The 25,534-nt window shown below is 39.0% G+C and carries 26 protein-coding genes, 2 tRNA genes and 2 pseudogenes; 22 read left to right on the top strand and 8 right to left on the bottom strand.

The window, feature by feature from the left end; all coding sequences use genetic code 11:
- A pseudogene (locus F606_RS24065) lies at positions 1–141 on the top strand (AAA family ATPase); the annotation flags it as partial.
- 145 nt (positions 142–286) lie between these two features.
- Here F606_RS24065 and F606_RS21705 read toward each other — a convergent pair.
- The 5 genes and pseudogenes from F606_RS21705 to F606_RS23760 form a co-directional block, all read right to left on the bottom strand.
- A complete protein-coding gene (locus F606_RS21705; protein WP_281166786.1) occupies positions 287–559 on the bottom strand; it encodes a type II toxin-antitoxin system MqsA family antitoxin in 273 nt (90 codons plus the stop codon).
- 293 nt (positions 560–852) lie between these two features.
- Positions 853–1,308 (bottom strand): type II toxin-antitoxin system death-on-curing family toxin, encoded by a 456-nt coding sequence (locus F606_RS0118890; protein WP_019555452.1) that lies wholly within the window; start codon positions 1,306–1,308, stop codon positions 853–855.
- 353 nt (positions 1,309–1,661) lie between these two features.
- The gene (locus tag F606_RS0118880; protein ID WP_019555450.1) at positions 1,662–1,856 is read right to left on the bottom strand and encodes a hypothetical protein; all 195 of its coding nucleotides are present in this window, start codon (positions 1,854–1,856) and stop codon (positions 1,662–1,664) included.
- 4 nt (positions 1,857–1,860) lie between these two features.
- Positions 1,861–2,286, bottom strand: a complete 426-nt coding sequence (locus F606_RS0118875) for a type II toxin-antitoxin system HicB family antitoxin (protein WP_019555449.1) — start codon at positions 2,284–2,286, stop codon at positions 1,861–1,863.
- A 42-nt stretch (positions 2,287–2,328) separates the two neighbouring features.
- Positions 2,329–2,442: pseudogene (locus tag F606_RS23760) on the bottom strand (type II toxin-antitoxin system HicA family toxin); the annotation flags it as partial.
- A gap of 676 nt (positions 2,443–3,118) precedes the next feature.
- Here F606_RS23760 and F606_RS0118870 point away from each other — a divergent pair.
- Positions 3,119–3,415: a hypothetical protein gene (locus tag F606_RS0118870; RefSeq protein ID WP_019555447.1), complete on the top strand. Its 297-nt coding sequence runs from the start codon at positions 3,119–3,121 to the stop codon at positions 3,413–3,415.
- A 106-nt stretch (positions 3,416–3,521) separates the two neighbouring features.
- Here the strand turns inward: F606_RS0118870 and F606_RS0118865 are convergent, their stop codons facing one another.
- The 3 genes from F606_RS0118865 to F606_RS0118855 all read right to left on the bottom strand — a co-directional run bounded on the left by F606_RS0118865 (position 3,522) and on the right by F606_RS0118855 (position 8,011).
- Positions 3,522–5,039: an L-lactate permease gene (locus tag F606_RS0118865; RefSeq protein WP_019555446.1), complete on the bottom strand. Its 1,518-nt coding sequence runs from the start codon at positions 5,037–5,039 to the stop codon at positions 3,522–3,524.
- Between the two features lie 171 nt (positions 5,040–5,210).
- Positions 5,211–7,391, bottom strand: a complete 2,181-nt coding sequence (ldhH, locus tag F606_RS0118860) for an L-lactate dehydrogenase (quinone) large subunit LdhH (RefSeq protein ID WP_019555445.1) — start codon at positions 7,389–7,391, stop codon at positions 5,211–5,213.
- Positions 7,391–8,011 (bottom strand): LutC/YkgG family protein, encoded by a 621-nt coding sequence (locus F606_RS0118855; RefSeq protein WP_019555444.1) that lies wholly within the window; start codon positions 8,009–8,011, stop codon positions 7,391–7,393. The genes ldhH and F606_RS0118855 overlap by 1 nt, the downstream gene beginning before the upstream one ends.
- A 495-nt stretch (positions 8,012–8,506) precedes the next feature.
- Between F606_RS0118855 and F606_RS0118850 the strand changes: the two genes are divergently transcribed.
- The 20 genes from F606_RS0118850 to F606_RS0118750 all read left to right on the top strand — a co-directional run bounded on the left by F606_RS0118850 (position 8,507) and on the right by F606_RS0118750 (position 25,294).
- Positions 8,507–9,232, top strand: a complete 726-nt coding sequence (locus F606_RS0118850) for a FadR/GntR family transcriptional regulator (protein ID WP_019555443.1) — start codon at positions 8,507–8,509, stop codon at positions 9,230–9,232.
- A gap of 143 nt (positions 9,233–9,375) precedes the next feature.
- Positions 9,376–10,032 (top strand): thymidine kinase, encoded by a 657-nt coding sequence (locus F606_RS0118845; protein WP_019555442.1) that lies wholly within the window; start codon positions 9,376–9,378, stop codon positions 10,030–10,032.
- A 232-nt stretch (positions 10,033–10,264) separates the two neighbouring features.
- A complete protein-coding gene (locus F606_RS0118840) occupies positions 10,265–10,672 on the top strand; it encodes an acyl-CoA thioesterase (RefSeq protein WP_019555441.1) in 408 nt (135 codons plus the stop codon).
- A 231-nt stretch (positions 10,673–10,903) separates the two neighbouring features.
- The gene (locus tag F606_RS0118830) at positions 10,904–11,440 is read left to right on the top strand and encodes a hypothetical protein (RefSeq protein ID WP_019555439.1); all 537 of its coding nucleotides are present in this window, start codon (positions 10,904–10,906) and stop codon (positions 11,438–11,440) included.
- A gap of 15 nt (positions 11,441–11,455) precedes the next feature.
- The gene (locus F606_RS0118825) at positions 11,456–12,106 is read left to right on the top strand and encodes a coenzyme F420-0:L-glutamate ligase (RefSeq protein WP_019555438.1); all 651 of its coding nucleotides are present in this window, start codon (positions 11,456–11,458) and stop codon (positions 12,104–12,106) included.
- A gap of 216 nt (positions 12,107–12,322) precedes the next feature.
- The gene (gene rph / locus F606_RS0118820; RefSeq protein WP_019555437.1) at positions 12,323–13,069 is read left to right on the top strand and encodes a ribonuclease PH; all 747 of its coding nucleotides are present in this window, start codon (positions 12,323–12,325) and stop codon (positions 13,067–13,069) included.
- Positions 13,066–13,662, top strand: coding sequence for an XTP/dITP diphosphatase (locus F606_RS0118815; protein ID WP_019555436.1), 597 nt, complete (start codon positions 13,066–13,068; stop codon positions 13,660–13,662). The genes rph and F606_RS0118815 overlap by 4 nt, the downstream gene beginning before the upstream one ends.
- A complete protein-coding gene (locus F606_RS0118810; RefSeq protein WP_019555435.1) occupies positions 13,659–14,135 on the top strand; it encodes a metallophosphoesterase family protein in 477 nt (158 codons plus the stop codon). Before F606_RS0118815 ends, F606_RS0118810 begins: the two co-directional genes overlap by 4 nt.
- 323 nt (positions 14,136–14,458) lie before the next feature.
- The gene (locus F606_RS0118805; protein WP_019555434.1) at positions 14,459–15,301 is read left to right on the top strand and encodes a fumarate hydratase; all 843 of its coding nucleotides are present in this window, start codon (positions 14,459–14,461) and stop codon (positions 15,299–15,301) included.
- Between the two features lie 17 nt (positions 15,302–15,318).
- Positions 15,319–15,876 (top strand): Fe-S-containing hydro-lyase, encoded by a 558-nt coding sequence (locus F606_RS0118800; protein ID WP_019555433.1) that lies wholly within the window; start codon positions 15,319–15,321, stop codon positions 15,874–15,876.
- 45 nt (positions 15,877–15,921) lie between these two features.
- Positions 15,922–16,539 (top strand): succinate dehydrogenase/fumarate reductase transmembrane subunit, encoded by a 618-nt coding sequence (locus F606_RS0118795; protein ID WP_019555432.1) that lies wholly within the window; start codon positions 15,922–15,924, stop codon positions 16,537–16,539.
- Positions 16,540–16,629: 90 nt separating this feature from the next.
- Positions 16,630–18,342 (top strand): succinate dehydrogenase flavoprotein subunit, encoded by a 1,713-nt coding sequence (sdhA, locus tag F606_RS0118790; protein ID WP_051083375.1) that lies wholly within the window; start codon positions 16,630–16,632, stop codon positions 18,340–18,342.
- Positions 18,343–18,344: 2 nt separating this feature from the next.
- Positions 18,345–19,097 (top strand): succinate dehydrogenase iron-sulfur subunit, encoded by a 753-nt coding sequence (sdhB, locus tag F606_RS0118785; RefSeq protein ID WP_019555430.1) that lies wholly within the window; start codon positions 18,345–18,347, stop codon positions 19,095–19,097.
- A gap of 121 nt (positions 19,098–19,218) precedes the next feature.
- Positions 19,219–21,054: a glycoside hydrolase family 84 protein gene (locus F606_RS21700; protein ID WP_019555429.1), complete on the top strand. Its 1,836-nt coding sequence runs from the start codon at positions 19,219–19,221 to the stop codon at positions 21,052–21,054.
- 44 nt (positions 21,055–21,098) lie between these two features.
- A complete protein-coding gene (locus F606_RS0118775) occupies positions 21,099–21,590 on the top strand; it encodes a DUF1003 domain-containing protein (RefSeq protein ID WP_019555428.1) in 492 nt (163 codons plus the stop codon).
- Positions 21,591–21,601: 11 nt separating this feature from the next.
- Positions 21,602–22,768: a cation diffusion facilitator family transporter gene (locus tag F606_RS0118770; RefSeq protein ID WP_019555427.1), complete on the top strand. Its 1,167-nt coding sequence runs from the start codon at positions 21,602–21,604 to the stop codon at positions 22,766–22,768.
- 215 nt (positions 22,769–22,983) lie between these two features.
- The gene (locus F606_RS0118765) at positions 22,984–24,006 is read left to right on the top strand and encodes a S41 family peptidase (protein ID WP_211210110.1); all 1,023 of its coding nucleotides are present in this window, start codon (positions 22,984–22,986) and stop codon (positions 24,004–24,006) included.
- 169 nt (positions 24,007–24,175) lie between these two features.
- Positions 24,176–25,009: a diaminopimelate epimerase gene (gene dapF / locus F606_RS0118760; protein ID WP_019555425.1), complete on the top strand. Its 834-nt coding sequence runs from the start codon at positions 24,176–24,178 to the stop codon at positions 25,007–25,009.
- Positions 25,010–25,134: 125 nt separating this feature from the next.
- Positions 25,135–25,211, top strand: a tRNA-Pro gene (locus F606_RS0118755).
- Positions 25,212–25,217: 6 nt separating this feature from the next.
- Positions 25,218–25,294, top strand: a tRNA-Arg gene (locus tag F606_RS0118750).
- Positions 25,295–25,534 lie beyond the last annotated feature (240 nt).

The raw sequence follows: 25,534 nt of genomic DNA, 5'->3' as shown, positions 1-25,534 counted from the left end.
GGTGATAGCAGCCCTTTGGCTGACGCCATTCTGGACCGCATCGTCCATGATGCATATAAAATCAATATCGAAAGCTTGGATCCCTCGAAAGATATTTCTATGAGAGAGATTTATGGCTTGGATAAAGATTTAACAGAGTAATCTTCGGTATCGGCTCCCGCGGCTCCGGACAGGCGGCTCACACCGCTAGAACATCGGTTTCCTGTTCCGGACAAGCGGTTTCCGCTTCTCCGGAACCACGGTACTGCCGTACCGTAATATACAGTAGAGGTTAGATGGAAAGTTACTAATCCATATGGACATATCGTAGTTTTAAAACAAGACACATATCTTTTATTATGTTACGTTCTGTTATGGGATAATTAATTATAGCTATTTCAGTAAGTGAAGACCGAAACATATTGACCATTTTTTCAATCTGTTTGGTGACTACGTTACTATAAGAAACTTCGTCGCATTGTGAACATACTTGTGAAGGAACGTTCTTAATAATTACAATGCAATTGCCCAAATCAACCATAAAAGTTGTGCCGTTGTTTTCTAAATGACCTTTGCACATAAAGCAATTCATAAGTCATGCCCCTTATATTGTTTTTAGCCGTTCTTGTTAGTGCAGGAGTGGCTTTTTTATTGAAATTAGACTTTCATATCGTCGATGTATTTAATTCAGAGGCATAGCTATTTTTATATAAATTTTCGGGAGCAATATCAATTTCCCCATCATTCCAAACTAATGTACCGCATTCAACATAAACTCGTTTAAAAACTGATTTGTTTTTTAATGACTTTTTTCAACTGTATAATAAAAAATAGTCATATTTAAAAGATATTTACCGCCTTTGAGCGGTTTTTTCATTTCTCGATAATTGTGTCAGCTATAGTACCATCAGATAAAAATTTATTAATATCAATGGAGGTAGAGCGTTCTTCTAACCATAGGGCAAGTTCTTCACTGCTCATTTTTCCCGAAGCAACATTGATAGCTATGTTTTCAAGTTCTTTTTGAGTATAATTAATTTCAAAATCATTAACCAGTAAATAAACAAGCATACTGTGTACGGCGGTTCTTTTATTGCCATCACGAAAACCATGATTTTTGGCTAAGCCGAAACATAAACGCGCGGCTTTATCAAAGATACTAGGATATAAATCTTTCCCATCATATGTTGCAAAAGGGTTATTTATAGCTGATTCAAGTAAGTTATGGTCAAGAATTCCTTTATCCATAGTAAAAATTCTTTCCATTTCTTCATGGAAAGAAAGGACATCTCTTAAAATAATTTGTATAGTTTGTTTGATGTCACTCATTTGTTTGCAAGTTCCCTATAGGCTTTTTGATTTCGTTGCATTAGACGAGCGGAAGCCGCGGCTATTTTTTTCTCGATAGTAATGTTATTCTTGCTTACAATAGAAGTATTATTTGCATCGGAACTTGATGGAGAATGTGCACTTTTTTTCATAAAAATCAATCCTTTCTATTATGCTGCATCTGTTGTGGGATAATTAATTACAGAAATTTCCGTAAGAGAAGCACACATGGTACTAACGATGAACTGTCTTCTACTAAGTTGAAATCATATTATTTAATGAGCTCCACATATCACATAGCCTTTGGGTGAAGCTTCACTGTTGACGCAGGGGCGGCTTTTTTATATTTATATTTAGCGGATTGCAATCATTGTCTTTTTACTAAGATCTCTAATACTTATATCGTCACTAAAATGATCATGCTGCCATTTCGTATAATCAAAAGGTTCTCTGATGATTAAGGAAATAAAGCGTTCTGCATCGACCTTATCAAGCTTGTCAATTAAAATAATCATGTTTTCATTTTTGACGATGCTATCAGTCTTCATTTTATTATACTGAAAAATGTTTTGATGAGCTGTCTTCTACGCCTAAATATTGCTTGAGTGAAGTCTGCAATAGGTGGGAATAGTTTACTTTTTCCTTACGGGCGAGAATATCCAGCCAGCGGGGGATGGTCACAGTCTTATTCATGGACTTGTTGAGCATTTTTTCACGGAAAGGTGGCATCCAGGCATCAATCATAACAAGTACTTGACCTGGATTTTGCTTAATTTTGATAGGGCTTGAGGAATCTGGGATTTCTTCGTCATCTTCTTCCATGCTATACAGTTGGAATTGGAGTGCCTCTTTTGCGTTTTTAAAGGCTTCTTCCATTGTGGCTGCAGATGGTAGGCACCCGGGGAGATCAGGAAAAAAGATAGAAATACCATCATCAGCGATTTCAAATAGAGCAGGGAACGTATACGTGTCTTTCATTGTTATCAACCTCCAATAATAGATAAGGAGAAAGGCGAAGCGTCAAGAAAATTTGACTCCGGCCTGTTCTTGTATTCGCTTGTGAGCAGCCTGCGGAATGTCTTTTCGGGGATGTGTGCGTGACACGCCCTTTTTGCTTGGATGCTTAAACTGGTGGTGGTCACCTGCACAATTGACTTCATGTCATCCTTCTTATAGTTAACTATAACACATATTATTACACATGAAAATGCAAATAAACAAATATTTTTACACGTGTTGATGAAGCAGGAAAACAATGGTAAGGTGTCTTTTTTTTGTCCATACAAGGTGATATTATAAGAAAAAGAATCCGCTTTCTGAATTTCAATATAATAGATTTATAGTATATTATACGCAGGTACTATCTCCTAAAACCACAAAAAAACATGATTTTTACAATAAAAAAATCATGTTTCAGTCTATTTTTACTTGCAATCGTTACGAAGTGTAATATAATTAGAAATAGGGTGGAAATTAAAAAAGTCGCCGTGTCCCAAGAGTGTTGTAGCACTCTTAGGCACGAGCAGGTGAACCAGCACCTACACGTAACAGCTAGCTGTCTACGACGACAATTTATTATACCGTTATTTTCCTTTGGTGACAAGGGAGATGGTTTGTTCGGTATGATGTGATTGAAGTTTTGACAGGAGCTTAGCGTCTGCATGCAATTAAGATATAGCAAAGCGCATGTGTAGGTTGAATAAACCCGCGCATGCGCTTTTTTGATTTCCCCTGAAACAAACTGTAGGGTGGGTTCCTTTATTGGATTACAATGGAGAAACCCCTTGCAGAATGAGGATGGGGGATATAAATGATGATAAAAAATGTATTTGATTCGTTGGCTGCCACGAAGGAACATGAAAATTTGGTTGGCTTAGATTTAAGAAAATATTCTAGTGAATATTTTCATGCTAGCGAAAAAGTCCTTGCGTATCAGGACAAAATCAAAAGTGCATTGCCCTTGGATTTGCAGGAAACCTTGGAACAACTTGATGATGAATATAATTGTATGATGATGAGCGGAATGGACGTATATTATCGACAAGGTTTTTCCGATGCAGTTCGGTTGATTATGGAGACAATGAGTTGGTCACCAACGCGGAGTTAGAAGGAACGGTGCACCCTAGTGATTTGAAAAAATCTCTGGGGTGTTTTTGTGTACCCAGAATAGGCGTTTACTCGTCGGTGTAAGTCCGATGAGTATGTAGAGTGTTTTAATGAATAAAAATCTGACCGAAATAGACAATACAACCCATGAGAATGATGAAAGAGACGTAATACTTGGCTGCAGACTTTAACAATTCGCTGTCACGCCCATTACTGGCAATTGCTGCGGTAGCGATAGCGATATTTTGAGGTGAAATCATTTTTCCGGCACAGGCTCCAGTTGCATTGGAAGCTGCTATCCAACTTGCATTTGCATAAATTGCGGAGGCGGAAGCTGTTTGCAGTTTTCCAAAAAGAACACTGCTTGATGTTGCTGAACCAGTGATGAATGTGCCGACTGAGCCGATGAAGGGAGCGATGGCTGGATAGAAGATGCCGGTTGTATTGACAGCTGTTTCAGCGATTTCATGTGTCATGCCGCTGTATCCCATGACTTTGGCTGTAGCTATAATTGTGATGATTGTAATGATTGTGTTGCGCAGGCTAATAATTGTTTTGGATAGAACCAGGAACATTTCTCCGAAAGATGCAGATTGTACTCGCCCACCGATGAAGGAGGCAAGCAGAATCAGTACTCCCGGTGTGGCAAGCCAGGTGAATGTATAAGGTGAGGCGTCGGCACCACTATATATAAGCACGGAAGTTTTGATGAGGTTTAGTGGTTGGTTGATTGCAGGGATGAGCTTTGATGTAGTGAGAAGAAATATAAAGATAAGGATAAAGGGGAGGCAGGCTAAAAGACCTTTTTTAAAGGGAACAGGCACTTTGTTTATATCCATTCGGTATGTGTCATCCGTGACCTTTAATGTTTTTGCACAGATGATGATGGCAGTCATTGTGCAGATTGAGGCTGCAACGACTGCTAGCTCCGGTCCCATGAAAAAGGAGACGAGCATTTCGGGAATAAGAAAACTAATGCCTGCGATGAAAGTGAGAAAAAATACTCCTTTGAGTGCACGAATGGATTGTCCGGTAGCAATTACGATAAGAAAAGGACAGAGCAGGTTAAGCGGAGCTAGTTGTAGACTGACGTATTTTGCCAGTTGTAATGGCGCAATGTCAGTAATTTGCCCGAGGGTTACCAGGGGAATACCAATAGAACCATATGCTGTCGGCACAGAATTTGCGATGAGGCATACTAGTGCTGCAAGCATTGGATTTATGCCGATGCCAACTAACATGCTAGCCGGTATAGCAATGGCGGTGCCAAAACCGGCCATACCTTCAAGAAAAGCGCCAAATCCCCAGCTGATGAGTAACACTATGATGCGGCGATCTGTGCTTACCGAAGTGAGCATTTTTTTTATGATATCCATACTTTTTGTATGGATTGACAAGTTATAAGTGAAAATTGCAGCGATGATAACCAATAAGATAGGCCAGCAGGCAAGGGCGATTCCTTCAAGCATGGCAGTAGCTGCATTGACCAGGGGCATGTGGTAGATAAAAAGTGCTGCTGAAGAAGCGAACACTAGCGCAATCGGGCAGGCTTTGTGGCTCGATATTTTTAGTATACTAAGAGCGACGACAAGCCAAATAATAGGGGAAAGTGCGATAATAAACAAAGAAAATCATTCCTTTCCATATGTAAGTTAAGAATTTAAATATTGTAAAATAGTATGTTTTCCAAAAATTCAATCAATTTAAGCGGTGGCAAATGTTATGTAAACAATGATGTTATTTACTTTACTACGCAGACATTTCGTTAAACCATCTGCGTAGTAAAGTGAGATATATTATACGGGTAGATTTTCTGCAAGAATGTCAGCGATGTGTTTGACCTGAATATTTGGTGCTTGTTGATCAAGCCCACCGCGAAGCTGCATCATGCAGGCTGGGCAAGCGACCGCGACGGTGTCGGCACCTGTATCTTTAATGTTGGAGATTTTCTCATCGAGCAAGGGGAGTGAAATCTCGCTGTATTTGATGCCGAAAGCACCTGCCATACCGCAACATTTGTCACAGTTTTTCATTTCGGTGAATTCATAACCAGCAGTTGACTTAATCAGGGCACGTGGCTGCGTGAATATACCGAGTCCGCGCTTCATGTGGCAAGAATCGTGATATGTGATCATGTGTGTTGTTTTTCCTTTGGCTGGGCTTAAACGACCAGCTTTTTTGTATTCATCCGCGACAAAACTAGTGAATTCATGGACTTTTGCCGCCATCGCTTGTGCGCGGGCAAGCCACTCGGAATCATTTTGAAAGAGCTCTACATAAGTCTTATGAAGAGTTTCGGCACAGGTTGGACAAGCACTGATGATGATGTCAACATTAGCTGCTTCAAATACTTCTATGTTCTTTTTAGCTATTTTACAGCCAGTATCGCGATCACCCATCCCTAATACTGGTTTTCCACAGCAGTTCTGTCCTTCGGGGAAAACCACCTCAATACCAAGGTCTTGTAAGACCTTGACGACGGATTCGCTTGTATCAGGAAATACGAAGTCTAGATTGCAGCCACTGAAGAAAGCGGCACGCATAGTCGGTTTTTCTGGATTTTTCTTAAAGAGGCGTGAGGTACGGTCACGAAATGGTTCTGCAGCGAGGGCAGGCAAACTGCGGTCTTTCGTCATGCCAGCAAAAAAGAGCGGCAAATGGCGAATGAATTTCCCGGACTGAACTGGTTTTTGTGCTACAGAGGCAATGCGCAACAGGGTGTGGAATACTTTGCGGTTGGAAAGGACATTTTGGAAGACAGCTTTTTCTGGAAGGTTCAGTCCTTTTTCTTGGACGGCACGAGATCGCAGCTCATCAATGAGATCTGGGATGGGAATCTTGCCCGGACAAATCGACTCGCACTTACGGCAGCCAATGCAGAGATCACTGAATTTTGAGAAATCGTCTAGGCTGTTTAGGAGACCTGTCAGGATAGCACCAATGCCTCCAGAGTATATATTCCCGTAAACGTGTCCGCCGACAAGGGTCCAAATGGGACAAACATTGAGACAGGAAGCACAACGGACGCACTGATAAACTTCTTTGAGCTTCGGGTCATGTGCTGCTTTCAAACGACCGTTGTCAAGTAAAATGATGTAGAGTTTACGATCCTCTTCAACCCATTGATCTCCTTTTTTATATATGACAGGTGTTGGGCCATCAACCATTGTCATATAGCTAGTCATACGCTGACAGGTTCCGTTTCGAGGTAAGAGTCGTAGAATTTTGGCTGCATCTTTAATTTGGGGGATGAGTTTTTCGTAGCCTATGATAACAACATGTATGCGTGGAAGGGTAGTGACAATGCGCGCATTGCCTTCATTTGTCACTAGACCGATAGCACCGTTTTCGGCGATCCCGAAGTTTGCACCTGTGATACCCATGTCTGCATGCAGAAATTCTTCGCGCAATACTCGCCGGGCTGTTTGTATCATAAAAGGAATATCACTAGGGATGGTTTCGTCGAGTGCTTCGGAGAAGAATTCCGCGCATTGGTTGCGGTCCAGATGAATGGCTGGCATTACCATGTGAGAAGGCTTCTGTCCTGCAACGGAAAGCATCCATTCACCAAGATCGGTCTCACGGACATGGAGGTCATGTTGTTCTAGGTACTTATTGAGGTGGATTTCTTCTGTGGCCATGGATTTAGACTTTACAATCCGGTGAACATTGTTTTCAAGACAGATTTGTAGGAGGTGTTGTTTAAGATCATCACCATCTTTGGCTCGGTACAGTTGTCCGCCGCGTTCTTTTATGGAGGTCTCAAATTCATTGGCAATCTGCTCAATATTATCAACGGTTTTGCGTTTCATATCACGTAAAGCATCTCGTAGGTCTTCAATATTATCAACATTCGCATAGGCTTTAAGGCGAGCTTCTGGATATTGGTCGGCGAAACGCGAAAGTGCTGTCTGCATAACATTATTATTAAGTTTTTCTTTGATTTCTTTGTGAAGATTTTTATTCTGTGCGGACATCAGTGTACCCTCCTATTTGGCATTTCATCGACAGCGATAATGAAAAAGCGGCTTGGGCCGTGAACTCCAAGGCTCAGGACGCGTTCGATATCTGCGGTACGGCTTGGCCCAGTGATAAAGCCCATGTAACCTCGGTTAAACACACGGGAAATAATTTGAAAGGCTGTTGTGACATTTTTGACGGTATGGTTTGCATTGAGTATTATGATGTGACTGGGTGGCAGCATGCCAACAACGCGAGCCTCATAAGAATAAGTATCAACACAGACGCTGCCGGTTTCGCCTATACCGAACTCAGCCATAGAAATGCCAAGATCAGCAGTCGGGGCGTGCTCGGCGATATCAAATTTATTTGTATATATTTCTGACCCCATCAGTTCAATATTTTTATATAATGTTGTGAGCTCTGGCGACGTTTCGTCATTGGTAGCGATGATTTTATTAACGTTCAGGGTAGTGATTAGATCTGATATGGCTGTTTGCGCAGCTTGAAGATCTTTTGCATGAATAATTTCGGCGGAAGCAGCCTTGGCATTTTCTTCGAATTCTTGCCAATAACTGGAATTTACGAGGTTGTCATCAAAGGCGTTAGTGACCCAATCTTTACATACTTTTTTCATAACATATTCCCCCTAAAACTAAAATTCATATGATGAATTTATTGATTTTATTATATTAATATGCTTAAAGAAAGTCAATGACTGATATTTATCAAACAATAAGACGTATTAATTGTTTAATAGTCAGAATTTATTTAATAATTAAAATAATCTTAATAATATTGAATATTGTGCTGAATTTAAAGGAAATTATGAATATATTCAATATTATTTAAATAGGGTTAAAATAAATATTATTAATTATAAAATAAAAATAATTAATAATTAAAATAAAAATATTTTATAAAAAATATGTAAATAGATGTTTTGTAAGAAAAATAAAAGGAAAATTCGTATGATGTTATCGTGGGCGTTTTATTCATTTTTATTGAATTGATCGGATTCGTATTATGAGTATAAGACCTTTACCTTTCATGATACAATACGTTATAATTTGGAGTAGAAAAGAATAAAGAAAACCATTTGTGAAAATGGATTTTATAAAGGGAGATTTTTATGGCAGAGAAAAAGAATCCGACACGCGTAGAAAAAACATCGGAAGAGATTATTCGTTTTATCATAAGCAATAAAATGCTCCCGGGAAATCAGCTTCCGACAGAAGAGGAGTTCCTGACTTGGTTCGAAGTTAGTCGGGGGACGTTAAGAGAGGCTGTTAAATTGCTTGTTGCGCGAAATATATTAGAGATTCGGCAAGGGGCCGGGACATTTATATCACATAAAAAAGGCATACCAGAGGACCCTCTCGGCCTCAATTTTATTTATGATGATCATCGTCTTGCGCTTGATATGTTAGAGGTTCGTTTAATGTTTGAACCTCATACAGCTGAGCTGGCAGCAGTCAATGCTACGTCTCAACAACGTAAAGAAATAGCGGAGAGTCCCCGAAATATTGAATCGCTCATTCGGAGGGGGGAACCTTATGCAGATGCGGATTGTCGATTCCACCAGATGATTGCAGAAGCAAGTGGAAATCGTGTTATTGGTCAACTTATGTACATTCTGCATTCTTCAGTTTCGAAGAATATTGAAATAACGTTAGATACCCTGCGAGATAAGAACACGGTGTTTTATCATCATAAAATTGCGCGTGCTATTAATGAAGGAAATGTTATTAGTGCTCATTGGTTTATGGCTACGCACTTAAATCTTTTACGTGAATTCGTGATTGATAAAATGGAAGCTGGCGGTTTAGAAACAAACAAGAGACATAATCCATTATGATGGGAAAATATTAGGATGAAATTAAATTGTGTGTGCCATATTCCAATTGTTTTTTGTCTTTATAGTACAAATATGATAAAATAATTTAAGTAATAAGGACATAGTTTTTTGTTTTAAAACATATAGAAAGCAGAGGTGGATTTATGGTTGGGTGGTACGAGCTGATTTTTGGCAGCATGTATTGTGGTAAATCAGAAGAGTTGATTCGCCGATTGAAACGCTGCCAAATCGCTAGTCAACGTTATATTTTATTTAAACCGATGATGGATAATCGGTATGAACTGTCTCGTGTGATGACACATGAAAATAATAAAGTGAAACAGTTTATGTTAAAGTCCTTAGCAGAAGCAAAATATGATATCGGCAAAGGATCTTTTTTTCATAAAATTATTAATAAAATTCCTGGATCAATTGAAGCAGTGAACATTGATAAACCGGAAGAAATACTGAATTATGTAAGTAAAATGCAATATGATGTAGTAGGTATCGATGAAGTACAGTTTTTTGATGAATCTTTATTGCCTATCCTTGATCAGCTTATATTACAAGGAAAACGGATTATTGTTGCTGGTTTAGATCTATATGCTTCGGGAGAACCGTGGCCGATTGTGGCGAAACTTGCCTGCAAAGCGAAGTATGTTGAAAAGTTACATGCTGTGTGTGTGGATTGTGGCGAAGAAGCGATGTATTCTTTCCGCCTTGACAGCAATACGAAAGACGATATTGTTGAAGTTGGCTCTGTGGGAACCTATATTGCTTTATGCGAAAATTGTAAACAAAAAAGATTAAGTCATATTTAAGCGGTCGTTGTTTTTTTTATAGCTGGAGCTGCGAAGCGGCAAAAATCATTTTAGTATAGAGAGAAGTTCTTGACTTTACCCATCAATTGTTTTAGTCTATAAGTTATGTGATAATGCATCAGGTAGAATGGCCTAGTAGAAAAGACTGTTACAAAATGTGTTTGGATCATTTTTGTGAGGGCCTTTTTATTTTTGCCTAGAACGCCTGATAGATAAGTCAGGAGGATGCAGTTTGACAACACAAACAACAATCAAAGTGAATTTTTATGATACAGATGCGATGGCGGTTGTGCATCATGCGAATTATATTCGTTGGTTTGAGATCGGACGTGTTGAGTTTTTGCGTGAAGCAGGTATTACGTTAGCTGAATTAATGAATGATGGGTATGTTTTTCCAATTACTGAGGTGAATTGTAAATATTTGTTGCCAGGGAAATTCGATGATGTTCTTGTCATTGAAACGATACCAACGGCACTTACGCAGGCTAAAATGGCTTTTGATTATAAAATCATTCGTTCAGCCGATGGTGCTGTTTTGGTTGAAGGGCATACACAAAATGTATTTACAAATAAGAAAACTGGCAAAATCACGCGGTTACCAGAAAAATACTATACAAAACTTCAGGCTGTTTTGAAATAAAATTTTGAAATGACGCTAGCATTGAGTATAATTAAGTTAGTGGTTTTATCGAGATTTTTACTAGCAAGTTTTATGAGGAGGTGGTGCAATTGATAACAATGCACCAATCGGAATTTTTGATTTGGGAATTGGTGAGTTTATTCTTGAATACGAATAAAGCAGAATTTAAATGCATTGATCTGGGAAATTATTGACAGAGTCGATGACTAAAAAATTTTTGGAGGCACTATCGTGGAATTTTTATATGGTTTAATTGGAATTGTTATAGTACTCGTCCTATTCGTAAAATTATTTCTCCTACGTGAAGGGGATGCTATTATTGATGTGCGGACGGATGCACATACTCCATTTGTTGTGGATGAATTAACAAAAGACAGTGTAACGGTCAGTACGAAAGTAGAATTTGCCAATATTGGCACACAATGCGGGACCATTATGGATTGTTATGTGAGAAGTTTGCTGCCTTATGAACAATTTGATGGTGTAAAGGTTGAAGCAAAAGCAGAATTAGATGGGGCGCCGCGTGAAGATGATTATTTTGAAGCGGTCCTGATTCAACGCAAGGAATCTATCTATGTATGGGTTAAAATCAAGATTACAGCTCGTAAAACAGCTGATCTTAAAGAAGCACTGGTTGATATGGTCGATTTACCGGTTGATCTTGTTTATCAATATGCAGCACGTAAGCCTTGGGCTATTACTAAAAAACGCATTGTTTTAAAAGCCGAGGATATTGCAAAACTTGTCGGTGTTACTTTAGCAAAATAGAAGGAGCGATGAATCATGGCGGATCTTGAAATTATTCCGGTGCCAACGCGCATCTTAACAGATAAAGATGATATTATTGATATAGTTGAAAAATATGCAGGAGCGAAAATCGGCGAAAATGATGTTATTTCTGTAGCCGAAAGTGTTGTAGCAATCACACAAGGTCGTATTGTCAGACCTGAAGATTTGACGATCTCACGTGTGGCTCAGCTGCTTTGCCGGTTTATCCCGGATTACGGAAGTCTTGCCAGTCCACATGGCATGCAGTCTTTGATGGATATTGAAGGGAAATGGCGTGTGACGTTTGCTTTAATCCTTGGATTTTTAGCAAAAATAATTGGTCAAAATGGTGTGTTCTATAAATTTGGTGGTGAACAAGCAGCCTTGATCGATGATGTGACGGGGACCATGCCGCCATTTGATAAGTACATCGTATACGGTCCGAAAGATCCGCAAGCGGTAGTGAAGAAACTTCAAGAACGTTTAGGCTGCTTTGGTGCGGTCATCGCAGATGTTAATGATTTGAAACGCTCACGTATTGTTGGGGTTACAGATGGAGTAGATGGTGATAAAGTGGCACATCTGTTGATTGATAATCCATTTGGTAATGCATCACAGAAAACACCAATCGTTATTATTAAGAATTTTAAACAGTATCAAGGCTGATAATCAAACCGTATTTTTATAGAAGGGATAGAATCTATCCCTTCTTATTTGTGTCTGGTTCTGGAAAAAACAAAAAAATATAAGGTGTTGCTCCAGACTTAGAAAAAAATAATGGTATTTTCGTTAATTTGATAACGATTTTAATTGATACTTTTTGTATGACGTTATAAAATGAAAATGAGTAAACAAACATTCAATACAGTTCGGGGGATTCAGATGAAAAGATTAGATGGACGTACAGTTGATGAGATGCGCAAGGTTAAAATTACAAGACATTATTTAAAACATCCGGCGGGTTCCGTATTAATAGAAGTAGGTAACACAAAGGTGATTTGTGCGGCGACGATCGAAGAAAGAGTTCCAAATTTTTTGAAAGGCAGCGGAGAAGGCTGGGTAACGGCTGAGTATTCATTATTGCCAAGTTCTACACAGACGCGTAATCCTCGTGAATCCATGCGTGGCAGAGTTACTGGCAGGACACATGAGATTCAGCGTCTCATTGGTCGGTCTTTGCGCAGTGTGATTGATATGAAAGCACTCGGGGAACGCACGATTATGATTGATTGTGATGTTATTCAGGCTGATGGTGGGACGAGGACTGCATCAATTACGGGTGCTTTTGTGGCATTGGTAGAGGCACTGGAAACAGTTTACAATCCGGGCAAAGCATTTCCCGTGAAAGATTTTTTGGCGGCGGTTAGTGTTGGTGTTACCAAAGAAAATACAACGCTGCTTGACTTATGTTACGAAGAAGATTCACAGGCGGTTGTAGATATGAACGTCGTGATGACTGGCAATGGTGAATTTATTGAAGTGCAGGGAACGGGCGAAGGCAGGCCTTTTTCACGCAGCGAACTCAATGAACTTTTAGAAAAAGCGGAGCAGGGAATCAATGATTTAATTTCTTACCAAAAAGATGTTTTAGGCGGCGAACTTGTTTGGCGTGTGGGCCGCGAGCCATGAAAGAGATTGTTATTGCTTCAAAAAATCAAGGTAAGATCAAAGAGTTTATGAAAGCTTTTGCGGCAATGAATATAGAAGTCATATCACTCGCGAAATTTAAGGATGTTCCCGATGCCGTTGAAACGGGAAAGACTTTTCAGGAGAATGCAGTCATGAAAGCACACTTTTATGCTAAATACACAGGACTTGCCTGTTTGGCGGATGATTCGGGCTTAGAAGTGGATGCTTTAGATGGTGCTCCTGGTGTATATTCGGCTAGATATGCCGGTATTCACGGGGATGATGCAGCGAATAATGCAAAGCTTTTAGCTGAACTTAAAAAAGTGCAGGCTCATCATACAAGTGCCAGATTTCGTTGTGCTTTAGCTTTCGTTGACACAAATGGTGAAGTACTGACTTGCGATGGTTGCTGTGAAGGCACAATTTTGGACAAGCAGCGAGGAACAAACGGGTTTGGTTATGATCCATTATTTTATATCGAAGATTTAAAAAAAACTTTAGCTGAGATTACCATTGAAGAAAAGAACAAAATCAGTCATCGCGGCGCAGCATTGAAAGGGATGGCGGAAAAATTGGCGGTTTATATAAAATGATTATTGGTGTAATGAGCGATAGTCATGGCGACTATCAGGCAATTGAAAAAGCGGTAAAAAAGATCGGTGTTGTTGATCTATGGCTGCATGCTGGTGATTGCTGTACAGATGCAGAATTTTTAAAAACTTTGACTGGTATCCAGACGATTGCTGTTGCTGGTAATTGTGATTGGCCAAATCCTCAGGCTGAGGTAGATGAATTTATTGAAGCAGATGGTCTTAAGCTTTGGCTTACGCATGGACATCGCTATGAAGTGAAATTAAATACTCATTTGTTAGTGGATTCAGCAAAGCAGAAGGCTGTAAATATTGCTATATATGGTCATACCCATATACTTGAAAATAGATACTATGGTGATGTACTGGTTTTAAATCCTGGCAGTGTGGCACGGCCCTATTTTGGGGCACCTTCTTTTATGAAATTACGTATTGAAAAACAAGTTGTGACAGTTGAAGTATTATTTTTACCTTAAATTCATAATTTACGTATAAAAAACAATTATGATTAGCAGGAATATTTCGTATCGATCACTAATAAGGATATTAATCTCATTAATAGAAAAATATTTTTGTATGTTTTGTATTTATTGTTTAATAACTTTTGAATATTACTTTTAAGCGAAAAGTCAAGGATTGTCTGGAGAATGAATATTTCTTGTAGACAGCTTCATAAACGAACAGGATTCATCTTTTTGAACGTTCCAATATGGGCTTAGAATAAGTTGAAAGCACTTGGAAAATGTGGTATTATGAAGCCTATGAGTGTATTATATATTATATTTTGGGAGGGTTTACATTGCGTACAATCCAAGTAGAAAAGATTACCGAAGAAGTAGCGCAAATGTGTAAAGAAGCTGCTTATTATTTACCGGGAGACGTGTATGATGCTTTGAAAAAAGGCAGAGAAACTGAAGAATCTCCGGTCGGCAGAGATGTTCTGGATCAAATTATCAAAAATGCTGAAATTGCCAAAGCAGAAGATAGACCTATCTGCCAGGACACTGGTATGGCTATTATTTTTGTTGAAGTTGGGCAAGACCTTCATATTGAAGGCGGTAGTTTAGAGGATGCGATCAATGCTGGAGTAGCAAAAGGCTATACAGAAGGGTATCTTCGTAAATCCGTAGTGGAAGAACCTTTGTTTAATCGTAAAAATACCCAGAATAATACACCAGCGATTATTTATACAAAAATCGTTGATGGTGATAAAATCAAAATTCAGTTAGCACCGAAGGGTTTCGGTAGTGAAAATAAGTCTGGTATTAAAATGCTCGTTCCAGCCGATGGTGTAGAAGGCGTGAAAAAAGCTGTGCTTGATATTATTTTACATGCAAGCTGTAATCCTTGTCCGCCAATGGTTGTTGGTGTTGGCATCGGTGGTACTATGGATAGAGCCGCAGTATTGTCCAAACGTGCCCTCATTCGTCCGACCAATGTTCGTAACGCACATCCTGACTATGCAAAATTGGAACTGGAATTGTTAGACCTTATTAACAAAACTGGTATTGGACCACAACTTGGTGGGACAACATCAGCTCTTGCTGTTAATATTGAATGGGGTGCTACACATATCGCTGGTTTGCCTGTTGCTGTAACAATTTGCTGTCATGCAATGCGTCACTCAGAACGTGTATTATAATAGGAGGAGAAGAGAAAATGGCTGAAAAAATTCGTATTACTACACCTTTGATGGAAGAACAGTCCCGTAAATTAAAAGCTGGTGACAGTGTATTGATTACTGGTACAATTATCAGCGCTCGTGATGCTGCTCATAAAGTGATGACCGAAGCATTAGCTCGTGGTGAAAAATTACCAGTAGACTGGAATAATCAGATTGTTTATTATCTTGGTCCTACACCGGCAAAACCTGGCGATCCAATTGGTTCTTGTGGTCCTACAACATCTGGTCGTATGGATGCTTACACGCCTACAATGCTTGATCAGGGAATTAAAGGGATGGTTGGTAAAGGTTCTAGAACACCAGAAGTTGTTGAATCTATGAAAAAACATGGTGTTACATATTTTGCAGCAGTTGGCGGAGCCGCTGCTTTAATTGCGAAATCAGTACAGAAATACGAAGTTCTCGCTTATCCTGAACTTGGTCCTGAAGCAGTAGCTGCGCTTACTGTTGTTGATTTTCCGGCAATTGTTGTCATTGATTCTGAAGGTAATAATTTCTACGAAATGGGTCAAGCACCTTACCGTAGGTTATAAAAGTTTTTCCCCTTAGGGGGAGAGAAAAATATAGGAGGTTTAAGCATGAGTCACACTAGTTTTTATGTTCGTCGTTTACATTCCTTATGTGGGATAGTTCCAATCGGATTTTTCCTTTTAGAACATGTCATCACTAACGCAAAAGTTTTGGGTGGACCAAAACTTTTCAATGATGCTGTTGCAGAACTTGCTGCAATTCCGCATGATATTATGCTCCCAATAGAAATTTGCGTGCTTGCAATCCCATTCTTATTTCATGGACTTTATGGTGCTTATATCGCATTACAAGGGAAAAACAATCCTAGCCAATATGGTTACACACGTAATTGGCAGTTTGCGCTGCAAAGATGGACTGCATGGTATGTTGCTGCATTTTTGATCTGGCATGTTGTTTATCTTCGTATCATGGTCAAAGGTGGCGGTACACCAATCAGTTATGAATTATTGCAAAGTTACTTTAGCAATCCTATCGTATTTGTACTTTATACATTAGGTATGGTTGCTGCGATTTTCCATTTCTGCAATGGTTTAACGACCTTTACAATGACTTGGGGTATTGCAAAAGGCCCTCGCGCGCAATCCGTTGTTAATAAATGCGCTATGGCATTATGTGCTCTTTTAACGGTTATTACATTAATCTTTATGAGTAGCTATCTTGCATAATTGAATTCATAAAATCTTAGAAATAAGGAGAGGACCTACGTGAAAGATAAAAAGAAAATTATTGTTGTAGGTGGCGGTTTATCCGGTTTAATGGCTGCCCTGAAAATATGTGAAGCTGGTGGCGATGTAGATTTATTCTCATATTGTCCAGTAAAACGTTCGCATTCATTATGTGCCCAGGGTGGGATTAATGCCTGCATGAATACAAAAGGTGAAGGCGACAGTATATGGGAACATTTTGATGATACCGTATATGGTGGTGACTTCTTAGCTGATCAGACTGCTGTTAAAGGCATGACAGATGCAGCACCTAAGCTTATTAAGATGTTTGACCGTATGGGTGTACCGTTTACACGTACAGCAGAAGGTGTTTTGGATCTTCGTAACTTCGGTGGACAAAAGAATAAACGTACATGTTTCGCTGGTTCTACAACAGGCCAGCAGCTTCTTTACGCCTTGGATGAACAGGTTCGTAAATGGGAAGTTAAAGGTAATGTTAAAAAATATGAATTCTGGGAATTCATTAAAGTTATAAAAAATAAAGAAGGCGTTTGCCGTGGTATCGTAGCTCAGAATATGAACTCGATGGAAATCCAGGCATTTCGCGGTGATACAACGATTCTGGCAACTGGCGGTCCAGGTATGGTATTTGGCAGATGTACAGCATCAACAATTTGTAACGGTTCAGCAGTATCGGCTGTGTATCAGCAGGGTGCGCATCTTGCGAATACTGAATTTATTCAAATTCATCCAACAGCTATTCCGGGTACAGACAAAAATCGTCTGATGTCGGAAGCTTGTCGTGGTGAAGGCGGCCGTGTATGGACTTATAAAGATGGTAAGCCTTGGTATTTCCTTGAAGAAATGTATCCTGCATATGGTAATCTCGTGCCACGTGACGTTGCGTCTCGTGCCATTTATGATGTCTGCGTAAATCAGGGCCTTGGTATCAATGGTGAAAACAGAGTTTATCTTGATCTTTCCCATATTGATGCAGATTATCTTGAACGCAAACTTGGCGGGATTTTGGAAATGTATTCGGAATTTGTTGGTGATGATCCACGTAAAGTTCCAATGCAGATTTATCCATCTGTCCATTATTCAATGGGTGGTATCTGGGTAGATCCGAAACATAATACAAACGTACCAGGGCTTATGGCTTCGGGCGAATGTGACTATCAGTACCATGGTGCAAACCGTTTAGGTGCTAATTCCCTGCTTTCGGCAGCTTATTCAGGAACAGTTTCTGGTCCGGAAGCTATGCGTTGGGCATATGAAGGCGAAAGAGGTTCTGACCTTACAGATGAAGATCTCGCAAAAGCACAACAAGAATGTGTTGATGAATTTGAAGCGATTCTTAAAATGGATGGTACAGAAAACGCTCATGAACTTCATCATGAACTTGGCGATCTTATGAATAAATACGTTACAATTGTACGTGTCAATAAAGAACTTGACTATTGTTTCGATGAAGTAAAGAAAATACTTGCACGTTGGGACAATATTGGTGTAACGGATACAAGCAGATGGGCAAATCAGGAAGCAATGTTTATAAGACAGCTTCGTAATATGATCATTTATGCACTTGTTGTAACAAAATCTGCACGTATGCGCGATGAAAGCCGTGGTGCTCATTATAAAGCAGAATTCCCACAACGTGATGATGAACGTTTCATGAAAACTACGATTGCTGACTTTGACTTAGGAACGAGTGAACCAAAAATTAGCTATATTGAGTTTGATCATTCACTGGTTAAACCGCGTCCTCGTAACTACGCTGTTGCTAAGAAGGAGGATAAATAAGAATGGCAGATAAAAAAACAGTTCATTTTATTATTGAAAGACAAGATTCACCTACAAGTGCTCCCTATACAGAAGAATTTGAAGTTCCTTATCGTCCAGCATTAAATGTTGTTGCTTCTTTAATGGAAATTCAGAAAAATCCTGTAACAAAAGACGGTAAAAAAACTCGTCCAATTGTTTGGGAATGTAATTGTTTGGAAAAAGTATGCGGTGCGTGCATGATGGTTATCAATGGCAAAGCTCAACAGGCTTGTGCAGCGCTTATTGATCATTTGGAACAACCGATTCGTTTGTCTCCAGCTCGTACTTTCCCTGTTATTCGCGATCTTCTTATTGATCGTGCTGTAATGTTTGAAAGTCTCAAACGCATTCAAGGCTGGGTTAATGTTGATGGTTCATGGGAAGTTAAAGATGCTCCAATTCAGAACCCAAAAACAGCTGCTACAGCTTATGAAATTTCTCATTGCATGACTTGCGGTTGCTGCATGGAAGCATGTCCTAATGTTGGAACACAATCTGACTTTATTGGACCTGCACCTACCGTTCAAGCACATTTATTCAATTTACATCCAATTGGTAAGTTTAATAAAGAAGAACGTTTGGACGCATTGATGGAAAAAGGCGGTATCACGAGTTGTGGTAATAGCCAAAACTGCGTTGAAGTATGTCCTAAAAATATTAAATTGACAACTTATTTAGCACAACTCAATCGAGATGTGAATAAACAAGCGATCAAAAATATCTTTAATAAATAAGATTTATATAAAAAATGCCGATCTCAATGAGGTCGGCATTTTTTCTTTTCAAAAAAGCAAGTTTACAGACTCATTTTATGGTAAAATTTTAAATAGAAAAACAACAATGGAGGTGCATCGAGTGCATTGGAAATCTATCGCTGGCGGTTTATTCGTTCTTTGTATTTTCTTTATGACAGGAGATGTAAAAGCCATGGAAACAACATTTAGTTTGCAGCCATCACCACAGTCTTTTATAATACAAGACGGAACGTTGACCTTAGGTAAAGCGGTCCAGCTTGTATTTGGAAAATCAGTGGATGATGATACGAAAAATCGTTTTATCGAGATTCTAGAGGAAAATGGTATGAACGGCTGCAAACAGGCAGACATTGAATATCCTACGATTTATTTGGGTACCCGACTTGATTTATTGCCAGGAAATATTTCGCATCAGCAGATAGGGGAAGATTTCCCCGAACAGGGTTATAAAATCTTGATCAATGATAAGGTAAAACAGGTTTCTTTAGTTGGAAACGATCAAGATGGTCTTTTTTATGCAATGCAGACATTTTCACAGCTTTTGACAAAGTCTTCGGGAAAGGTGCCAAACGGAGAGATTTGCGATTATCCAATCATCAAGAAACGTGGTGTTATTGAAGGGTTTTATGGGAAGCCGTGGACACAAAAAGACAGGTTGGATCAGTTCCGTTTTTATGGAGAACAGAAAATAAATACTTATATTTATGCTCCAAAGGATGATCCATATCATCGCGAAAAATGGCGTGAGCCATATCCGAAAGTTGAAATGCAACAACTCCAAGAACTTATTACAGCTGCTGAAAAAAATCATGTTGATTTTATTTTTGCTTTATCACCGGGTTTAAATATGGTTTTTGATGGCAAAGCGGGAGAACAGGACTTGCAGTTATTGCTGAATAAATTTGAATTACTTTATAATATGGGAGTGCATAGTTTTGCGGTTTATTTTGATGATATTAAAAATAAAGATGGTGCAAAGCAAGCCTATGTATTGAATGAAGTGAATAAACGTTTTGTGAAAAAACATGAAAATATAAATCCGCTGCTCACGGTGCCAACTGAATACTACACAGCGGATATGATACAAAATAATCACGTGAAGTCCTATACAGCGTATTTTTCTAAGAACCTATCGAAAGATATTGTTGTGATGTATACAGGCGAAGGCGTTGTCTGTGAAGGCATATCAAGCGAGGCCTTGCAGCAGGTGGAAGATATCTATAAACGTAAGGTAGCTGTTTGGTGGAATTATCCAGTTTCAGATTATCTAAAAAGTAAACTGGCCTTGGGGCCGATTACGGGGATTGATGATAAGGCTGGAGCAAACTTACAGATGTTTATTATGAATCCCATGGAACATGCCAATTTATCGAAAATCACCTTGGCAACGGGAGCTGATTATGCATGGAACCCAAAGCAATATGACTATAATAAAGCATGGCAGCAGGCAATTAAAGCGCAATATGGTAAACAGGCAGAGTCAATGGAACTCTTTGCTTACCATTCGAGGCGCATGGAAAATAGCTGGGCACATGTGGGCTTGGCGGATGCACCCTCTGTAAGAAAACACATGGATACCTTGTTTCAAAAATTACAAACGGGACAAGACTGCTCCTTTACTATCAATCTATTGCAACAAGATTTTTTTGACATGAAAACTGCCTCGGAAAACTTACAGACCCAATTGCCAAAGCAAGATAAAGAGGAATGCCTTCCACAATTAAAGTTGTTTGAACAGCTTGCTGAGGCAGATTTGACTGCTTTGCAGATGCTAGAAGCGAATTGCAATGAACAAAAATTCTTATACCAAAAGTATCGCGCGGATTTACTCACTAAAAAGAAAAATTTACCACCAGAAACTGTGGTACAAATTTCTGAAAAAGTGGCAAGATCTTTTATTGATGAAGCGTTAGCTTATAAACCGATAACTAAATAAAAGCATAACGTAATAAAACGTGTAGGTGCAAAAAAGGAGAATATATGGATACTTTAAAAGGTCCGGCAGCAATCTATAAACATGAGCATGCTGCTGTTCGTAATGTAAATGAAGAATTTCAAAAAAAAGGTACCAGAGGGCAGCGTGTAGCTGATAAAGTGGCGCAAATTGTTGGAAGCTGGCCGTTTATTATTTTTCAAAGTGCTATTATACTTATTTGGATGGGGGCTAATGTTTATTTAGTTTATATGGCAGGCACCAATTCTGATTTTTTTGTATCGTGGGATCCCTATCCATTTATTTTGCTTAATTTAGCATTGAGTTTTCAAGCGGCTTATACGGGTCCTGTTGTGATGATGAGCCAAAATCGGCAAAATGAAAAAGATCGCTTGATGGCGGAGCAAGATTATGAAATTAATAAAAAAGCAGAAGTAGAAATTAAAATAATTATGGATCATCTGGTTTATCAAGATGCAAAAATAAATTCTTTATTAGATGAAATCAAAACATTAAAGATTGTGAATGATAAAAACTGAAGGAGTTATATATGACAACGGCATTAATTAAAAAATTTGTTCCGCATTATGAACAGATTCATGATTCAAAAGTTCGGGCAAGTTATGGGATATTGGCAGGCAGCGTGGGAATAATAGCCAATATCCTCCTATTTGTATTCAAATTGATAGCAGGGCTATTGAGCGGCGCGGTATCTATTGTCGCAGATGCATTTAACAATTTGTCGGATGCAGGTTCATCGGTTGTGACGCTTTTGGGTTTTAAAATGGCCGAAAAACCGCCTGATTTTGAACACCCTTTTGGGCATGGCCGCATCGAATATTTAGCAGGTTTATTTATTTCTATTGCAATTATTTTGGTGGGCGTAGAGCTGTTTCGTACATCGCTGCAAAAGATTTTTTCGCCGGAAGAAATTACCGTGGACTTTATTTCTGGCGGAATTTTGCTTGCGTCAATTGTAGTGAAATTTTGGATGGCTGCTTTTAATAAAAACCTTGGGAAACGAATTAAATCAGCCGCAATGGAAGCTACATCAGTTGACAGTTTGAGTGATTGTGTTGCGACAACTGTCGTTTTAATAGCAATGGGGGTTTACTACTTTACTGGTATCAATGTAGATGGATTTGCTGGAATTGGTGTAGCACTTTTTGTTTTTTATTCGGGTATTATGACAGCGAAAGATACGTTGCAGCCTTTATTGGGGCAGGCGCCGGATGCCGATTTTGTTGAAGCCATTGAACAGATTGTCAATGCGAATCCTATCGTTGTGGGGCTGCATGATTTAATTGTTCATGATTATGGACCTGGACGCCGCTTTGTTTCATTACATGTTGAGGTGCCAGCTTCTATGGATATGATGGAAGCGCATGAACTGATTGATGGTATCGAATATAAATTGCGTAGAAGCTGCGGCTGTGAAGTGACGATTCATATGGACCCGATTATTATTGATAATCCCAAACTAGTCCTTATGCGAGAATCGGTAGCACAAGTAATTGCAAAAATTGATGAAAGTATCCATATGCATGATTTCAGAGTAACAAAAAGCTGTAATGGGTTTAATTTGATTTTTGATGTCGTAGTTGTATTTGGTTTTAAATATTCAGATGCTGATTTGAAAAAAAGAATTCAAGCAGACATTCTGGTATTGAACAAAACCTATAATGCAGTTGTCAAAATCAGTCATTCTTATATGTGATAATCACATAATAAAAGTATGCATGATCGTATACTGCTGACGGAAGGGTGATGATTATGCCTCCTATAAACTGGCAAAGCGATTTAACACAACTAGCTGTTGATTTACTAAACTGTCACAAAAATTTATTTTTTCAGCAAACAAAAAAAGAGTTTTTTAGTCGCATTGATGTACTTAAACAAAAAAGCGCGCGGCTGGGCATACACACAATTGTTATGGAAATTGCTAAAATTGTCGCAACAATTGGTGATGCTCATACTGCGGTGGTTTTACCACGCTATAACAGGCTGCCCATCGAAGTGTATTGCTTTCAAGAAGGTTTGTTTGTTGTAGCGGCAATGCCGACCTGCCAAAACTTGCTGCGACAAAAATTGATTGCAATTAATGGTGAAACAACTGCCGCCATCTGTAAACGACTGGAACAGGTAATTTCGCATGAAAATCAAAGTTTTGTGCTGGCACAGTTGCCGGAATATTTAATTTGTACAGATATTTTATTTGGGATGGGTATCATTGATGATCTGCATCATGTAACCATTCAAGTCGAAACGGATCAGCAAAAAATAATCGATTGCCAGATACATGCGATCAAGTATGAAGATTGGCAGGATGTTTTAACAGAGCAGAAGCAGGAAATTGTCGCACTACCTTTGTATCGACAACACCCGGATCAATACTATTGGAGTCACTTGACCGAAGATAAAGGATTTTTATATGTTAACTACAATAAATGTAAAAACATGACAGAACATACAGTGGAATATTTTTCCAGTAAGCTCATCAAGAGGCTTGAAGATAATCCGACAATTCAGTACCTCGCTATCGATTTGCGGAATAATGGTGGTGGAAATTCGGAACTTTTAAAAGATTTTCTCCATTGGCTGGAAAAATTTAAGCGGCTTAATCAACAAGGTCATTTATTTGTCATTGTGGGAAGGGATACTTTTTCTTCGGCGCTGCTTAATGTCTATTATCTAAAGTATCATTCTGCGGCGATTTTCATCGGTGAAGCCACCGGTGGCAAGCCGAATTGTTATGGGGAAGTCAAATACCTCTCTTTGGCAAGTTCAGGTCTTGCGATACGTTACTCGACGCAGTATTATAAACTTATTGAAGATGAGACGCAGCTTTCCTTTGAACCTGATGTGGTAAAAGAAGTGACCTTTCAAGACTATAAGAATCATATTGATCCATGTCTCGAATGGATTTATCAGCAGATACAAGTTGGGCCTGTTTAAAATATAATAAAATTTAAAAAGAATGACAATCAAAGTCGATCTATACGATTTTGATTGTTTTTCTTTTTAGCTATATTTACAATATTAATAGCATTATTGTTGTTTTTATTGCAAATATAGCTTGCTATACTAATAAGTAAACAAGAACTTATCGAGAGGGCTGTTACTTATGAATTTTACAAAAATGCATGGACTAGGCAATGATTTTATCATACTAAATCAGCTAGCTGATACACAGCAGGATTATGTCAAGCTAGCGCAGATTTTATGTGATCGGAATACAGGAATTGGTGGAGATGGTATATTACTCATTTTACCATCAACCATTGCTGATATAAAAATGAGGATTCTTAATATCGATGGCAGTGAAGCTGAAATGTGCGGTAATGGTATTCGTTGCTTTGCCAAATATCTTTATGAACATGATATTTTGAAAAAAACGACTTTTTCTGTGGAAACAAAAGCGGGTATCATAAAGCCAAGCCTGCAAATTGCTGACCAGAGAGTAAAACAAATTACGATAGATATGGGACAGCCGATTTTGGAACGTGATCAGATCCCGATGATTGGTCCTAAGGGGCAAGTGATTGATGAAATTTTAGACGTGGCGGGGCAGGAATACAAAATTACCAGTGTTTTGATGGGCGTGCCGCACACGATGCTTTTTGTCGCAGATATCACGGCAATTGATCCCAGTGTATTGGGACCGAAACTTGAAAAACATCATAAATTTCCTCAAAACACCAATGTGAACTTTGTTCAAGTCATAGATAAACATACAATAAAAGTCAAAACATGGGAACGTGGCGCTGGTGCGACACTGGCCTGTGGAACGGGGTGCTGCGCCTCAGTGGTTGCATCCTATTTGAATGGCTTTACAGAAGACACAGTAGATGTTCAGGTTAAGCTTGGGACATTGCATATCGAGTATAGGCCCAATGAATCCGTGATGATGACAGGACCAGCAATCGAAGTTTTCTCTGGGATATATGATATTAAGTAAAAGTCTAAGATATTGAATTTTGTGAGTTGTTTTTTTGATACAACATTTTTACTGCAAGGAGAAAATAAAAATAAAAAAATGTTGACAAACGTCCTGTAAATCTATATAATAATCTTTGTGGTTGACGGGGCATGGCTCAGTTTGGTAGAGCACCTGGCTTGGGACCAGGGGGCCGCAGGTTCGAATCCTGCTGCTCCGACCATAAATCGCGTCTGTAGCTCAGCTGGATAGAGCAACGGCCTTCTAAGCCGTGGGTCCCGCGTTCGAATCGCGGCAGTCGCACCAATGAATACACCGCTTCCGAGGTTCGGGAGCGTTTTTTATTTTATAAAAGTGTGCAACGAGTGTGCAACGATGATAAAAAATTAAGGATGTCTCAATAAAATGAGACATCCTTTTGTTATTTTAAAAAAGCATTTGCAATTTCATCGGCAATTACTTGTTTGTTTTCTGGAATAGCGTGACCATAGATGTCAAGTGTCGTTGATACTCTGGCATGACCGAGTGAACGCGATACATCAATAA

The organism is Propionispira raffinosivorans DSM 20765 (assembly GCF_000381065.1).
GTDB classification, from domain to species: Bacteria; Bacillota; Negativicutes; order Selenomonadales; family Selenomonadaceae; genus Propionispira; species Propionispira raffinosivorans.
The sequence above is the reverse complement of the archived record's forward strand: the minus strand, read 5'-3'. Positions and strand labels throughout refer to the sequence as shown.